The sequence below is a fragment of the Candidatus Deianiraea vastatrix genome, from assembly GCF_007993655.1.
Taxonomy (GTDB): domain Bacteria; phylum Pseudomonadota; class Alphaproteobacteria; order Rickettsiales; family Deianiraeaceae; genus Deianiraea; species Deianiraea vastatrix.
In genome coordinates, this window is the sequence record NZ_CP029077.1 from 574,282 (window position 1) to 590,389 (window position 16,108).

Annotated in this window: 15 protein-coding genes and 2 pseudogenes; 6 read left to right on the top strand and 11 right to left on the bottom strand. The window is 31.3% G+C overall.

The window, feature by feature from the left end; translation table 11 throughout:
* The 3 genes and pseudogenes from deia_RS02770 to deia_RS02780 form a co-directional block, all read right to left on the bottom strand.
* A pseudogene (locus tag deia_RS02770) lies at positions 1–795 on the bottom strand (glycosyltransferase family 2 protein); the annotation flags it as partial.
* Between the two features lie 300 nt (positions 796–1,095).
* Entirely contained in the window at positions 1,096–1,605 is a 510-nt protein-coding gene (locus tag deia_RS02775; RefSeq protein ID WP_146820643.1) for a thiamine pyrophosphate-dependent enzyme, read from the bottom strand.
* Positions 1,606–1,610: 5 nt separating this feature from the next.
* Positions 1,611–2,014, bottom strand: a pseudogene (locus deia_RS02780) (sugar 3,4-ketoisomerase).
* Positions 2,015–2,441: 427 nt separating this feature from the next.
* Here deia_RS02780 and deia_RS02785 point away from each other — a divergent pair.
* The 4 genes from deia_RS02785 to deia_RS02800 all read left to right on the top strand — a co-directional run bounded on the left by deia_RS02785 (position 2,442) and on the right by deia_RS02800 (position 5,646).
* Entirely contained in the window at positions 2,442–3,380 is a 939-nt protein-coding gene (locus deia_RS02785) for a hypothetical protein (protein ID WP_146820644.1), read from the top strand.
* 12 nt (positions 3,381–3,392) lie between these two features.
* Positions 3,393–4,244 carry a cation diffusion facilitator family transporter gene (locus tag deia_RS02790; RefSeq protein WP_146820645.1) on the top strand — a complete coding sequence of 284 codons (852 nt, stop codon included), beginning with the start codon at positions 3,393–3,395 and terminating at the stop codon, positions 4,242–4,244.
* 68 nt (positions 4,245–4,312) lie between these two features.
* Positions 4,313–4,930, top strand: a complete 618-nt coding sequence (locus deia_RS02795) for a hypothetical protein (protein WP_146820646.1) — start codon at positions 4,313–4,315, stop codon at positions 4,928–4,930.
* Between the two features lie 5 nt (positions 4,931–4,935).
* On the top strand, positions 4,936–5,646 hold the full coding sequence (locus deia_RS02800; RefSeq protein ID WP_146820647.1) for a thioredoxin domain-containing protein: 711 nt from the start codon (positions 4,936–4,938) through the stop codon (positions 5,644–5,646).
* 53 nt (positions 5,647–5,699) lie between these two features.
* Here deia_RS02800 and clpX read toward each other — a convergent pair whose 3' ends face one another.
* From clpX to deia_RS02820, 4 genes are all read right to left on the bottom strand, one after another.
* The gene (clpX, locus tag deia_RS02805; RefSeq protein WP_146820648.1) at positions 5,700–7,076 is read right to left on the bottom strand and encodes an ATP-dependent Clp protease ATP-binding subunit ClpX; all 1,377 of its coding nucleotides are present in this window, start codon (positions 7,074–7,076) and stop codon (positions 5,700–5,702) included.
* A 9-nt stretch (positions 7,077–7,085) separates the two neighbouring features.
* Positions 7,086–7,718 (bottom strand): ATP-dependent Clp protease proteolytic subunit, encoded by a 633-nt coding sequence (locus tag deia_RS02810; RefSeq protein WP_146820649.1) that lies wholly within the window; start codon positions 7,716–7,718, stop codon positions 7,086–7,088.
* 68 nt (positions 7,719–7,786) lie between these two features.
* A complete protein-coding gene (locus deia_RS02815; RefSeq protein ID WP_146820650.1) occupies positions 7,787–8,389 on the bottom strand; it encodes a GNAT family N-acetyltransferase in 603 nt (200 codons plus the stop codon).
* A gap of 7 nt (positions 8,390–8,396) precedes the next feature.
* Complete coding sequence (locus tag deia_RS02820) at positions 8,397–9,653, bottom strand: hypothetical protein (protein WP_146820651.1); 1,257 nt, start codon at positions 9,651–9,653, stop codon at positions 8,397–8,399.
* Positions 9,654–9,735: 82 nt separating this feature from the next.
* Between deia_RS02820 and deia_RS02825 the strand changes: the two genes are divergently transcribed.
* Positions 9,736–9,951, top strand: a complete 216-nt coding sequence (locus deia_RS02825; protein ID WP_146820652.1) for a hypothetical protein — start codon at positions 9,736–9,738, stop codon at positions 9,949–9,951.
* A gap of 26 nt (positions 9,952–9,977) precedes the next feature.
* Here deia_RS02825 and hemW read toward each other — a convergent pair whose 3' ends face one another.
* Both hemW and lon read right to left on the bottom strand, forming a co-directional pair.
* The gene (gene hemW, locus deia_RS02830) at positions 9,978–11,135 is read right to left on the bottom strand and encodes a radical SAM family heme chaperone HemW (protein WP_146820653.1); all 1,158 of its coding nucleotides are present in this window, start codon (positions 11,133–11,135) and stop codon (positions 9,978–9,980) included.
* The gene (lon, locus tag deia_RS02835; protein ID WP_146820654.1) at positions 11,135–13,789 is read right to left on the bottom strand and encodes an endopeptidase La; all 2,655 of its coding nucleotides are present in this window, start codon (positions 13,787–13,789) and stop codon (positions 11,135–11,137) included. Before lon ends, hemW begins: the two co-directional genes overlap by 1 nt.
* A 107-nt stretch (positions 13,790–13,896) precedes the next feature.
* Here lon and deia_RS02840 point away from each other — a divergent pair, with 107 nt between their 5' ends.
* On the top strand, positions 13,897–14,217 hold the full coding sequence (locus deia_RS02840) for a 50S ribosomal protein L31 (RefSeq protein WP_161982825.1): 321 nt from the start codon (positions 13,897–13,899) through the stop codon (positions 14,215–14,217).
* 221 nt (positions 14,218–14,438) lie between these two features.
* Here deia_RS02840 and gap read toward each other — a convergent pair whose 3' ends face one another.
* Positions 14,439–15,437: a type I glyceraldehyde-3-phosphate dehydrogenase gene (gene gap, locus deia_RS02845; protein ID WP_281284147.1), complete on the bottom strand. Its 999-nt coding sequence runs from the start codon at positions 15,435–15,437 to the stop codon at positions 14,439–14,441.
* A gap of 21 nt (positions 15,438–15,458) precedes the next feature.
* Positions 15,459–16,055: a superoxide dismutase gene (locus tag deia_RS02850; protein ID WP_146820656.1), complete on the bottom strand. Its 597-nt coding sequence runs from the start codon at positions 16,053–16,055 to the stop codon at positions 15,459–15,461.
* Positions 16,056–16,108 lie beyond the last annotated feature (53 nt).

Genomic DNA, 16,108 nt, shown 5'->3' on the forward strand with positions numbered 1-16,108 from the left:
TTAATGTAAAAACAATTTTTTTATTTTTCTTACTAATTCGCAAACAATATTAAAAGTACTGTCTTTTTCAATAAAATTATTACATAATGTATAAAAATCTTTCATTTCAAATTTGTAATATTCGTAAATCATTTCTTTTTTTACAGGATCTAGCATTTCATTATAAATAACATCTAATGCAAATAGATAATATGGTCTACGCCTTATCAACAAAGCCTCTTGCGCAATTGCAAATGATATCAGCTTGTTATGTGGAACTGTTTTTTGAAATATTTCTTCAAATTGCTCTACAGTCTTAATGTAATCAGTAAAATTTAATAACACTTTAGTGTGTTCAAATTGATCCCTCGAAAACAATTCTATTTTTTTCTTCCTATCTTTTTGCAATGACAAATTGTTTCCGTGAATTCTATAATGCGTTAATTTCTCAGGTAAACACATTATTTTAAATCCACTCAGCAACATTTTTACCCACATGTCAAAATCTTGTAGCTGCAACAAACATGGATTAAAATGTATCTTTCTATAAACATCTTTTTTTATCATCAAACTTGCTGCGCATATGAAATTTCCATTATAGAAAAAATATCTCAACATATCCGATGGAGTTTTATTTTGATTAAAAATCGATGTCATGGCATTGGGGATTGTTTTAGTATCTCCATCGATAATGTCAACATATGTATAAACCATATCGCAATCAGGATTTTGCTCCATGAATTCATAACATTTTTTAACTCTATCTACATGCATTACATCATCACCAGCTATAATTGCAAGATATTCAGAATCAGCGTTGTTAACAACAAATTGTGAGTTTTAATAAAATCTTCTTTCAATATAATACCCAAATAACAACAAAAACATAAATCTATTGTTATATTATTTTGTTCGCAATAGTTTGCTAAATCTGAAGATTTTTTGCAAATTGCATATTTAATATTTTTATCTTTACAATATTGCAGAACATCTATATTTCTAGCATTATTTTCTATAAAAACAAAATCTAAATCAAAATTTAGATACAAATAATTCAAGATATCAACTTGATTTCCTATATAGACTAGCTTTAACATACATCTTTACAAAACTCACTTAAATTATTATAAACTTTATCCGGATTATATTATAACAAAATAATTTATACATTCTTTGAGAAGAATCAACAATTACTTCAATTATACAAGACTTGTTATCATTAAATAAATCTTTTATTGTTTTGCAATCTTCAATTTTTTTTATCTTGACGTAAGATAAACCATATGCTTTTGATAATATATCCATCTGTGGACATTTGACATACTTCTCATTTGTACCAAAATATCTAGAATTCATGTACCTATCTTGAGATTCCCTAATAAGACCTAAGCCATTATTGTTAAATATAATAATTTTTATATTTAAATTCTTATCAGCAATGAGCATCAATTCCTGCATATTCATTTGAAAACCGCCATCTCCACTAAAAGAGATAATTTGCTTTTTGTTTTCAGCTGCATAACATGCACCAATAGCATATGGAATTGAACACCCCATCGAGCCATATCCTACTCCACTTAGTATTTTTTGCCCTACCATCGATTTTTTATTATTAAATTTCATCATAAAAATTATACATTAACTAATTTTAAAAATTCTTCGTAATTTCTAACATACTCACTTTCATCATAATAATCACTCGCCAAAACCATTAACACGCAATCTTGCGAAAAATTAAACATTTCCCTCCAAATCATTGTGCCAACATAAAGCCCTTGATATTTTTTATCTAATTTTATTGTATCTTTTTTAGCCCCATTGTCAAGAAGAATATCACATGAACCAGAAACGCAAATAATTACCTGTTCTAATTTTGTATGAGCATGAAATCCTCTGTGAATATCAATTTTTGTATAAAAACATAATAAACCCTTTTTATATCAAATGGAATGTTTTTATTACCTTCTAATGAAACCAATGAGCCCCTTGTATCACCAATTAATTGAAAATTAATTTTTTTATAGTTTAAAGACATTGCAAGGACTACATCATATGTGTTTTTAAAATATAAAAAAATAAAAAGCAATAATTTTTATTTTTAAATATATCATAACCAAACTCCAGCAGTCTGGTATAAATTGAATTTCCAAAAAATTATCAAAGTATAACATGACAGAAGGTAAGAGATGACAACGTTAAAATGCTTTAAAAGTAAAATCTTTCGCTTAACAAAAGTCAATTTATACACACTTACTCAATTAAATTTCTTTAAAAAGGTATAATCACTTTTATTAAATATATCGTGAAAGTTGTGTAGTAAAATTTTTCAATCTTTAATAGGTAAATAAGAGGATTTTATTACTAAATTCAGTATTTATAAAATAACTTTATAAATATTAAATAAGGTTTTTATTGACAATTATATCAATCATATTAACATCTAATCAATATATATACAAAGAATGAGAAAATTAAGAAAAAAAGGTAATTTATTAATACCAGTTCTACTGTTTTTGTTAATTTTAACAGGTCTTCTTACAATTTTAACCTTAACCCAAACAATATTACAACAATATAAAGCATCGCGCATTATATACGATTACAATAGATTATCCACGGCAATAAAAAGCTTTCAATCTTCTTTCTCATATTGGCCAGGAGATGTCTCTTATAGTTCACTCACAGGACCTCTTGCAAACGCATCTGTAAAAGCTGACACTCTATATACAGAAACAAATTACAACAACACAACCCACTATGGTCAATCTGGAAACGGCATAATTGGTAGTGTAAAATCAACATTAACATGGCTTGAACTTGGCGTATCGGGAATTTTAAAAGATTCTTCAATTAATTACACCAAAAGTTTAAATGGGGTTGGAATACAAACACTTTCTTACAATTACCTAGTTGGAAACAATATGTTGCCAGAGTCATCTTTTGACTCAAATCTTGCATGGACATTCTCATTAGATTTAGCAAATCAAGGAGCACCAAGCTACACAGTTCCATATGGTAGTGCAATATATAATTCAACATACGGAGTGTATAACACAATGTGGTCAGGAATGCCAAAATTAACTCTTTATAAATGGGGAAGCGCAACTTATGCTGGGTACCTAGATTTAACAAACGCATCAGGTGACATAAGTGCCGTTTCACCAAGTCTTGCATTTATCGTTGATCAAAAAATCGATGATGGTTTTCCTTATGGGCCAAGATCTATAGTTGTTGGCGACGGATATCAAGTTTCATCTTCAGCTGGATCAAAATGCAATAATATTGGAGTTTTATACAGCGCCGCAACTCAACAATCTCAGTTCACAGGAACTACAGCAGTACCAGTAAAATATATTCACGGCTCTACAATTAAAGGATGTGTAATGACATTTAGGTTTTAATTAGATAATTAAATGAATCTTATCAAATACACTTCAATTGCTGCAATTTTTGTAAGCACTAGCCTTATCATAGCTAAAATTTTAACCTATCATTTTAGTCACTCAATTGCTATTTTATCATCTCTTGTTGACTCAAGCCTTGATCTTCTAACATCGCTAATTAATTGTGTTGCAATATTTTACGCCGCAAAACCAAAAGATGAAGACCACAAATTTGGGCACAGTGCAATTGAAGATATAGCCTCATTCATACAGGCAATGATTATATTTATATCCGGAATTTTGATTATTTATCAAGCAAGCATGAATATCGTAAATCACAAGGTCATAACATTTGAAAAAGTCTCGATGTATACAATGCTTTTATCGCTTTTCATGACAATTTGCCTTGTTTTATTGCAAAAATATACGATTTCTAAAACAAAATCACTAGTAATTAGTGCAGATTGCCTTCACTATAAGACAGATGTGCTCATGAATATCGGCATAATTGCTTCACTTTTTATCCTGAAATTCACGCATTTTTACGCAATTGACTCAATTGTTGCAATTTGCATAGCAGTATATATTATATACTCAGCATTTGAGCTTGGAAAATCCGCTTTTAACAACCTTATGGGTCGCGAAATTTCAAGGCAGGAACAAGACGAAATAATTGCGATAATTCAAGCGGAAAATCGCATTAAAGGTTTTCATGATTTTAAGACACGCAGATCTGGGCAAATGAGTTTTATCCAAATCCACATCGAAATGAAAGGCGATTTAACACTTTTTACCGCACATGAAATTTGTGAAGAAATTGAGCAAAAAATCACAGAAAAAATCCCAAATTGCGAAATTATAATACACAAAGACCCGTGTTGATTGTGTAATAAAAAAAACTTGATTTTAAAATAATTGCAATATCCAATTTATCAACTTAATATAAAGATATGAAAGCGATATTTATTTTCTTAAGTATTTTCCTTGTCTTTTTACAAAATATTGCACAGGCATCAATATTTAATCCATTTAGCTCAATTGCAACATTAAACATTGGATATGATTATATTTATCCAAAATTTAATGGTTATTCAAGACATAATTCAGACATTGCATCAGATGCATTTAAATTCAAAAGTAGTAACGTATATGCAGGATTACGACTATTTAGATACTTTGGAATAGAAACTGGATACTCAAGAATACTAAGCAGATTTACAGACCCATATCTATCAACAGATCTAAATTTCAAACAATCTTATGTAGAGGGAAAAATATTTCTACCAATAATATCAACACCAATATTTTCAATAGATGGATACGCATCTTATGGATTTTCAAAGATAAATGCACAGGCGATATATTTAGATTTGTATTCTGTAAAAAATCTAAACCTTGCATCTGGTGTTGAAAATCATAATGCAAAAAAATATGGCATAGGGCTTGAAGCAAGTATAATCGGAACATTTGCCGCAAGGGTTGGATATTACAGATTGGATAGAAAAATTGAAATTATGGATAATAAAAAATTAGACGCAGTTTATGCTGGTGTTTCAATGTATTTTTAGTTACCATGGGCATTATTCGTAAATCAAAAAAAATTATTATCATCTCAGTATTTTTTCTACTTGGACTAATTTTTGCATCAATATTTGCAAAAGCGATAAGTAAAAAGAAGGCAGATATTGCAAAACAAGAATATGTTCAAATTACAGATCAAGGATTTTTAGACGCAGTTAAACTAAATCCCGATAAAGACATTTTTATTGGCGAAAAAGATGCAAAATTAACAATCATTAAATACGGCTCGTTCACATGTCACCATTGTTCAAGTTTTTTTCAAAATGCATTTCCAAATATTTACAAATATTATATACAGTCTGGAAAAGCAGTATTTATTCACAGATCTGTAGTTGGAGATGTTCTTGCTTTTCAAGCAACAAAGGTATTATATTGCACCCCTGGAACGCCAGAAGAAAAAATGAAAGCAGCAATGCTAATATACACATCTCAAATGTCTTGGATTAATTCAGACAAACATAAATCAATGGAAAAGTTAATTAAAGTCCTTTCATCTGTAAATATAATAAACAAAAAATACATAAAACAATGCGTTGAAGATCCAAAACTTGAGGAAAGAATTATAGAAGAGCAAAATTTTATCATTAAAAACTTGAGTATAAGATCTACGCCAACTATTATTATTGATGATATAAAAATTCGTGGCTATGCTGGATATTCAGCAATTAGCGATATTATAGAAAGCAAGCTTAAAAAAGAATAATCTGTCTGACTATAAAATACGGTTTTGTTTAAGAAAATTAATAATAAAATCTTTTAATCAATCTTTTTCATCTTTTTCTCAGATGGACTAATATCATCCGAATCGCTAGATTTTTTAGCTTTAGTCTCAGACTTTGAGCCAGAGCTATTCACAGTTTTTAAAACAGTATTTTTCAATATCATTCGTGGCTCTGAATGCCCAAGTATAGTCTCTCTTTCAACTACAACTTCAGATATATCTTTTTTACTAGGAACAGTGTACATTGCATTTCTTAAGCTATTTTCAATAATAGATCTCAGACCTCTTGCACCAGTTTTTCTTTCTTTTGCAAGTTTTGCTATTTCAATTAAAGATTCATGTGTAAATGTTAATTCAACTTTATCAATTGCAAACAGTTTCTTGTACTGCTTAATAAGTGCGTTTTTCGGCTCAGAAAGAACTCTTACAAGATCTTCTTCTGTTAAATCAAGAAGGCTTACAATTACAGGAAATCTTCCGATAAACTCTGGGATCATTCCATATTTTATAATATCTTCAACTTCAACACTTTTCATAACAGAAGTTATATCCATGTCATCTTTGTTCAATACTGTTGCACCAAATCCAATAGACGAATTTTTCGTAACGCGCGCAGCAACTGTTTTCTCAATTCCAGCAAAAGCACCACCAACAATAAACAAAATATTCTCAGTATTGACCTGTGTAAATTCCTGATTTGGATGTTTTCTACCACCTTGTGGCGGAACGGATACAACGGTTCCTTCGACAATTTTTAAAAGAGCCTGCTGAACACCCTCCCCTGACACATCACGAGTAATTGAAGGTCCATCACTTTTACGAGCAATTTTATCAATTTCATCTATATATATAATACCTTTTTCTGTTTTTTGAATGTCGTAATCTGCATTTTGAAGCAATTTGACAACAACATTTTCAACATCTTCACCAACATAACCTGCCTCTGTTAAAGTCGTTGCATCGGAAATTGCAAAAGGAACATTAATGATTTTTGCAACAGTTTGCGCAATTAATGTTTTACCGGTACCAGTTGGCCCTACAACCAAAACATTAGATTTAGAAACCTTCACATCTCTTATATCCGATGAAAATTGTGAATTTTCCTGCATAGACATTGTTATACGCTTATAATGATTATAAACTGCAACTGTTACAACTTTTTTTGCATCATCTTGCCCTATAATGTATTCATCAAGCATAGACTTCATCTTTTCTGGTGTTGGGATTTCAATTTTATCGCCAGATTTTACAAGTGATTTTTCAGCCTCTTCTTTAATAATTTCATGACACAAATCAACGCATTCATTGCAAATAAATACATTTGGACCAGCTATCAACTTTACAACATCTTTTTGACTTTTTCCACAGAAGGAACAGTATAAAATCGCGCTTGGTTTCTTAAGATCTGACATATATACAAATTAAAATTTTAAACTACCTCTATTTTCAATAACATGGTCTATAATTCCAAATTTTTGAGCATCATCCGGCCCCATGAAATTATCACGCTCCATCGCAGCCTCAACAATTGAAAGCTTTTGACCTGTGTGCTTTACATATATATTATTCAATTTTTGCTTTATTTTAAGCATTTCTTTCATGTGAATTTCCATATCCGTTGCTTGACCAGAATATCCGCCTGACGGTTGGTGAATCATAATTCTTGAATTTGGAAGTGAATATCTCTTACCTGCGGCACCTGATGTTAAAATTAAAGACCCAGCCGAACAAGCTTGACCTATGCAAACCGTGCAAATATCTGGTTTAATGAATTGCATTGTATCATAAATTGCCATTGCAGAAGTCACAACGCCACCTGGTGAATTAATATACATCCATATATCCTTATCTGGATTTTCCGCCTCAAGAAATAAAAGCTGTGCAACTATTAGTGTTGACATATCGTCATGAAATCCACCAGATATAAAAACAACCCTCTCTTTTAAAAGACGAGAATATATGTCAAAAGAACGCTCACCTCTGGCCGTTTGTTCAATTACCATCGGAACCAGTGTATTTATAATTTCGTTGTTTGCTCCAGTAAAATTCAACATCTTTATAAAAAATAACTTAATCTCACGATAATGATAATACAGCAAGATTATTAATAATCAAGTTTTTTTTAAATATTTTTTTTATTTTTCAAACCAAAGTATACATCATCGGTAATTGACATCATTAAAACATCAACATGACTATTGTTTTTATACCTCCTGTATTTTGGCAATATTCCATCTTTCGTCATTCCATTTTTCTCAAGAACACGAATTGAAGCTATGTTGGTTTGATCAAGCTGAGAATCAATTCTTACAACCTTCATAACTTCAAAGGCATACTTTAACGCCATACCTATTGCCTTTGTCATTATTCCGCGATTATGATATTTTCCAATAATATTATAAGACAATTCCGCTTTTTGATTATGCCTATCCCAAGATGGAAATCCACAAGTTCCAACTGCCTTATTGGTTGATTTTTCTGCAATAAACCAATAAATACTTTTTTTAAATAAATAACAATTTGCATAATACCTAGCCTCTTCTTTCATATCCTCGTCTGTATGAGGAATGCAATCATCTGGAACAAATTTTATAACCAACGGATCTGTATAAATCTCCTTTATAGAAAGACAATCCTCTTGCAATATTGTTGGCTGACGCAAAATGAAATCCTCGTGAAAATCAATTATTGGAAACCTGGAGTAAATATCATCAATATAGTTCATATATAAATTAGACTTTTACAAAATCATTAACAATTAAATCTTCATACAACAAAGTTGACTCAACTTTACTTATATCAGTTTTTGAAAAAGACGTACTATTTTTAATAGACTCAAACGTAATAATTAATTTTTCAAAAATTTTTACATGAATTTGAGCTAAATTTGCTATCTCTTTTTTCCTATCATAGCTCATGGTTATTGGCTTGTGTAATTCAAAATGCGTCATAAAATTTGACAATTTATCTATTGCCAACGATATATTTGTATTTGTATTTTTTGTATTAAACAAATATTTTAACTCTCTAAATGTAGAAATTGACATGCCTAAATTTGAAACATCATCTTGATAACTTGACACATCTAAATCAAACAATATCCTTGAAATAAATTTCTCAGAATTAAACAAAGATAAATCATCTATAGACTCGCCATCGGCTATATAATATATAGGCTTTAAAGATGCAGTCTTGATATTTATAATAGATCCAAAATTAACATTTGCATCAAATTTAGTAAAGCAAACACCTGTAATATCAACATGTTCCATGGTTTTTTTGACCAAGTCAATTGATGAATTACCATACATACTGTCACATACTAATAATTGCTCTGTAAAATGAAATCCAGATATTGTATTTTTTAACTTTAAAATAGAATCCTCATCGCAGCTTATGCCAAATGTGTCTATTATTAAAATATCACATTTTTCACATTTTTTATAAATCATCTCAAGCATTTGCCTAGGTGATAGATTTTCTGCATTTAGCAAAATTGACTTAACACCAGTGTCTTTAGTTAAAATTCGAAGCTGTTTTTGTGCCCCATCTCTTTGGTCATCTATACTTGCAACGCAAACCTTGTATCCAATTTTGCTAAATTTATTAGCAATCTTCACACATGTCAAAGTTTTTCCACAGCCATGAGAGCCAATAATTAATATATCATTTCTACTATATTCATCTAATATAATATCAGATGATTTATAGCCAAGTATAAAATACATTACATCAGACAATGCAGATTTAATAATTTTTAACATTTCATCATAACATATCAAATCTTTTATATTGCATGCCAATATTTTCTTCTTAACTTGAGCTATAATTTCATTTACAACAAAAGTATTAACACCCTGAGAAACCAATTCATTACTCAAAACATCAATAACCTCAGACTGCACTTGCTCGTTTGCACCAGTTTTTATAAACTGCTTAATTTTATCTTTAAAGTCTTTAAACAAGATAGAAAATAACTCTTTAGCCATTGTAAAACAAAAAAAATATAAATCAAATATTTTGTTGATTTTTTTATTTTTATTTTTACAATGAGGAAATTAGATAAAATCTATGATATTATGCATTAAAACTTCAACCTCAATCAAAGAATTTAACTCAAACAGCTTTTTAGTGACTCAAAATGATGATGAAATTGAAATTCTTGAAAATCACGAGGATATAATATATGTTATAAAAAATGGAATAGTAAAAATTAATAACGAAGAAATAAATATCAAAGATGGAATATTGCAAATAGTAAATAATAAAGCAAGTATTTTGTGTTAGAATTTAACAATACATCAATACTTTATCTAATTTTTAATTAAATGTTTTACAATATAATTTACCATTTTTAGCCCGTCATCACTTGGGTAAATTTTGTCATTTTCCATTAAAAGAAGGTTATTTTTTATTAGAAAATCAAGTTTTTCTGTATCAATATTGTCAAAAATATCAATCTTTAAGCGATTTTTTATATCCTTTATATCAATTCCAAGTTTTGTCCGAAGAGACATGAGTAAGATTTCATAGACTTGATTTTCATGCGTTATTTCTTCAAATTTTTGCGTTCCAATGCCATTTTTTTGCACAATTTCTGACCATTTTGAGGGTTTATGGTGATTCATCGTCTCAAAACGCCTGCCATCGATAAAAACACGACCGTGAGCGCCAGCGCCAATTCCAATATAGTCCTTCACCTGCCAATATCCAAGATTATGCCTGCACTCAAAGCCGTTTTTCGCATAATTTGAAACCTCATATCGATTAAAACCGAAGTTTTCCATTTTTTTTCCAACAATATCGTACATTTCCTCTAAAATTTCCGTATTTGGCAGAGAAAGTTGATTATTTTTCGCCATTGCAAAAAAATCCGTACCCTTTTCAATTGTTAGATTGTAAGCCGAAATATGCGATTGACTAAAGGAATTTAGGGCAAAATCAAAGTCACGATTTAAGTCCGCTACAGTCTGCTTTGGAAGCCCAAACATCAAGTCAAATGAGACATTTTTAAATATTTTACACGCAGATTTTACCGCATTTTCAGCATCAATACTGCTATGAGTTCGCCCTATTTGCTTTAAAAAAAAGTCGTCAAAAGACTGAATTCCAATTGAAACCCTGTTTACTCCAGCGTCTTTAAAATCGGAAAATTTTTCGGCTTCAAAAGAAGATGGGTTTGCCTCAAGCGTAATTTCAATATCGTCATCGCATATAAAATTGTTTTTAATCAGCGAAATTATCGATAAAACCTCATGTTTTTCCATTAAAGACGGTGTTCCTCCGCCAAAAAATATGGTTTTTACTTTATGGGTTTTTGCAATTTTTTCGCTGTAATGCAAAATTTCTTTTTCATAAGATGAAGCAAAAATTTTCCTGTCCTCGTAGCTGTAAATAAAGCTATTAAAATCGCAATATGGACAAAGAGATTTACAAAATGGCCAGTGAATATAGACAAAAAGTTCTTGCATTAAAACAAATCAAGATTTTCGGTTTTTTCCTCAAGTTTAGGTTGCTGTTTTGCTTCGTTTTTTACTTCTTTTACCTCTTTTTTTACTACCTTCTTTACAACTTTTTTTACCTCCTTTTTTTCTTGTTTTGGTTTTTCAGTTTTTTTAGCCTCTTTTTCTATCTTTTTATCACCAGTTGCAAAAATTTCATCACCAATTGATATTCTAACCGCTTCATCTAGTGTTTTACATGGATGGATTTTCAATTTGTTTTTAATATCTTCTGGAATTTCCTCAAGATCTTTTATATTTGCAAAAGGTATTATGACATCGGTGATTTTTTCGCGCGCCGCAGCCGTCAATTTTTCACGAAGCCCGCCAATTGCGGTAACGCTTCCACGAAGTGTCATTTCACCAGTCATTGCAACGGTTTTTTTAATTGGAATGTCGCTCATTATTGACAAAATATTCGTTGAAATAGCAACGCCCGCAGATGGCCCGTCTTTTGGAGTTGCTCCTTCTGGTGCATGAATATGCAAGTCAAAAGCGTCAAAATCGTGTTTAAGATTAAACTTTTCGGTATTTGATCTAATGTAACTATAGCACGCCTCCATAGATTCTTTCATTACATTTCCAAGGCTACCAGTGCATTTTAAAGTGCCCTTCCCTTTTGTTTTTACCCCTTCAATAAGCAGAACATCGCCGCCAGCACTTGTGTAAGCAAGCCCATTTACAACCCCAACCATATCTTTATTTGTAAGCTCTGAATGCTCAAATTTCTCAACACCAAGATAGCCCTTTATGTCGTCTTTGTTGATTACAACTGAGTATTCTGGTTTTTCGCTTTTTTTCTTCTTTTTGTCGGTATTTAGCTCAAATTCTGCAGGATTTTCATGTTTTACATCTTGAGATTTCAAATACTGGACAACATTTTTTCTTGCAATTTTTGCAACGCAGCGCTCAAGTTCGCGAACACCTGCTTCACGAGTGTATTTATCAATAATGTGAGAAATTGCATCATCTGTAAAGCTACATTTTTCCGAGTTTAAACCGCATTCTTCAAATTTTTTCTTTACAATATATTTTTTTGCAATTTCAAGCTTTTCCTGTTCAAGATAGCTTGGAATGTGAATAAGTTCCATTCTATCACGAAGTGGCTGGGAAAATTGAAGACTATTTGCCGTTGCAACAAACACAACATTTGATATATCGTAACCAACTTCAAGATAATGGTCGTTAAATGATTTATTTTGCTCTGGATCTAAAATTTCAAGCATTGCAGATGCAGGGTCTCCACGATAATCAGAAGACATTTTATCAATTTCATCAAGTAATATAACGGGATTTGACACTTTTGCTTTCTTCATTGCCTGTATTATCTTTCCAGGAAGGGCGCCAATATATGTCCTTCTATGTCCAAAAAGCTCTGAGGCATCGTGCAGTCCTCCAAGTGAAATCTTTACATACTCCCTGCCCATTGCTTTTGCAATTGAGCGAACAAGTGTTGTTTTTCCAACACCTGGTGCGCCATGTAAACATAGAACCGTTCCGCTTGCCTTTTTCAAGTTTTTTTGAACTGCAATGTACTCTATAATTGTATCTTTTGCTTTATCCATTCCATAGTGAGAACTTGTTAAAATATCAATTGCATCGGAAAGTTTTACATCATTTGTTGAGAATTTTTTCCAAGGCAGTGCAAAAACCAAGTCAAGATACGACTTTATTATCCCAGCCTCTGAAGACATTGCCGATACATTTTGCAATTTTTTAATCTCATCTTCGATTTTTTCCCTTGCCTCCTGTGAAAGTCCGGTATTTTTATTCATCATTTCTCGATATTTCTCAGAGACGGCAAAAGAATCATCAACATCGCCAAGCTCCTTTTTAATGATTTTCATTTGCTCGTTTAGGAAATATTCTCGCTGATTTTTATCAATTTGCGAACGAACCCTGTCATGCAAAGCTTTTTCAGCTTTTAATATTTCAATTTCAGAAGAAATGATTTTTAAAACCTCTTCTATTCTTTTTTCAAAATCAAGTAAACATAAAATATCTAATTTTCTTCTTTCATCAATTGATAAAAATGATGTTGCAACATCAACTGCTAAAGGTAAGTTTTGAGCAGCAGAAATGTTTTTAACCGTATCTTGTGGTACTTTTTTGTTTAAAGATAGGTAGACTTCATATAAATTTAATATCGATCTCAAGAAAGCCTGAGCCTTTGCGTCATCTTTTATTTCTGTATTAATTAACTTGTAATCACATGTTACAGTGTCGCCAAAGTAATATTTACTAACTTGAACTCTACTTTTAGAGTCAACAAGTAACTTTACCGTTTCATCTGGAAGCGATATACATTGCAAAATCGTTCCAATAATAGCAATATTTGACATATCGCCATCTGAAACTTCATCTTTACTGGAATCATATTGCATAGAAAAAACAATGTTTCTGTCATTTTTTAAAGCGGCATAAACTGCGTTTATTGATTTTTTGCGACCTATAAAAAGAGAGACTATGGTACCAGGAAACATAACGATATCCCTTACCGGAACAACAGGCGCACCAAATTGTTCTTGACCAAAAGTTGTTGAAATAAAAGATTTATCCTCCAAAGTCTCGTCTTTTTCAACTTTTGCCTTGCGTGGTTTTTTTTCTTTCTTATTTTCAGCCATAAACCTATACTTTTTTCTATTTATATGTATGAAAAAATAAAAAGCAATTTTTTTCTTGACAATTATTTTCACAAAGTAGATATTGTTTGTAAATCATGTGTTCTTGTATGTCCAAAGCAACCGATAAAAATGTAAAAAAAGCCCCTCAAGCTTCATCAAAGCAACAAAAAGATGGTAAGAAAGTTAAAAGAAAACTTCAAGACTTCGGCTTAACCTATCATAAAGTTGTTTTAATAGATACTGAAGGATGCAAAATTTCAACATACTCAACCTATGGCAAAGATGGACAAGAAATTAAACTTGAAACTTGCCCAAAATCTCATTCAGCTTGGAAAAGTGGCGTTATGGATATTGCAAATTCAAAAGATTTAAATGTTAAGAAATTTAATAGTAAATACGGGAATATATCTTCTTCAGATTTAGTTTAACGCAAATGAAAGTAAAGAATATCTTTATTTTCATTATTTAAAATTAAGAATAATTCTGTATAATCTTGACTGACAAAGTAATTTCAAAAACACGACGTTGCAAAATAATATTTTTATTACGCATTCAAAATCAAATATTTATCATTTTGTGAGTTTTACTAAAGGATTCTTTTTTAGAATAAGAAAATTTATCAATAATATTTTGTGAGTAATTAAAGTATTCAAGCCCTACACAATAAAGCAAGGTCAAGCATTCTATTTGAAAAACCCCATTCATTATCGTACCAAGCCAGAACTCTGATGCATTTTTTCCCAACAACTTTTGTTTCAAGTGCGTCAAAGTTGCTACTGTATGCGGATTTTACAAAATCGCAGGAAACAAGAGGTCTTTCCTCTACTTCAAGTATTTCACTCATTGAATTTTGAGCATATTTTTTAAAGACGGAATTTACAGCCTCAACACTTGTTTCGTGTTCAACATTTACAACAAGATCCACAACTGAAACATTTGGAGTTGGAACGCGAATTGCCGATCCATCAAGCTTGCCTTCAAGATTTGGAAGAACTAGTGATAAAGCTTTTGCGGCACCAGTTGATGTTGGAACCATGGAAACAGCTGCGGCTCGCGCCCTTCTTAAGTCTTTATGGCTTCCGTCGACTATGTTTTGGTCGCCAGTGTATGAGTGAATTGTTGTCATGAAACCATTTACAATTTTAAATTCGTCATCCAAAATTTTCGCAATTGGTGCAAGGCAATTTGTCGTACAAGAACCTATTGAAAAAACGGAAATATCGGGTGTTAATTCGTGGTTATTAATGCCGTAGACTATAGTCGGGACATCTTTTTCTTTTGCAGGCGCAGATATCATTACCTTTTTTGCACCAGATGAAATGTGAATTTCAGCTTTCTTTTTTTCAGTAAAAACACCTGTGCATTCCATTACTATATCAATACCAGACCAGTTAATTTTACCTGGATCTTTTTCGCTTATAAACTCAATAGTTTTGCCTTCTATTTTACATTTGTTTTCTGACAAAATATCGATTTTTTTCGAAAATCTTCCAAAAATTGAATCAAATTGCAATAAGTGTAAAGAAGTTTTCATGTCAAGCGATGAATTTACCTTGCAAATATCAAGGTTTTTGTATTTTTCGTTTTCAAAATAAGCACGGAAAACGCATCTTCCAATTCTTCCGAAACCGTTAATTGCAATCTTCATAAAAATATCAAACAAATTTAATTATTTTAAATTCTCAAGCACAAAGCTCCAATTTGCAAGTTTTGACAAGAAAACATCGATATAATCAACTCTTCTGTTTTGATAATCAAGGTAATATGCGTGTTCCCAAACATCAATTGTAAGCAGAGGTTTTTGACCAGATGTCATGGGCGTTGCTGCATTTGGTGTTTTCACAATCTTTAAACTGCCATCTTTATCCTTGACGAGCCAAGCCCATCCAGAGCCAAATTGTGTAGTTGCGGCTGTTTTAAATTGGTTTTTAAACTCATCAAAAGACCCAAAATATTTCTCAATTTCGCTTACCAACTCGCTTGCCGGCTCATCACCGCCATTTGGGTGCATGCATTTAAAGTAAAAGGTGTGATTCCAAACCTGCGCTGCGTTGTTAAAAATTGCTGCTTTTGATGCATCTTCCGCGCTCAGCATTATAATTTCTTCTAGGCTTTTTGCCTCCATTTCCGTGCCTTTAATTAGATTATTTAGGTTATTTACATAAGCCGCATGGTGCTTTTCGTGGTGAAAGGTTACAGTTTCTTCCGATATATACGGAGAAAGTGCATCCTTTAAATAGGGTAAAGGTTCAAGAGAAATTGTCATATCAAAAAATTAGTCTTGATTTATAAATAATTATGTTTTAATAAAAAGCAACT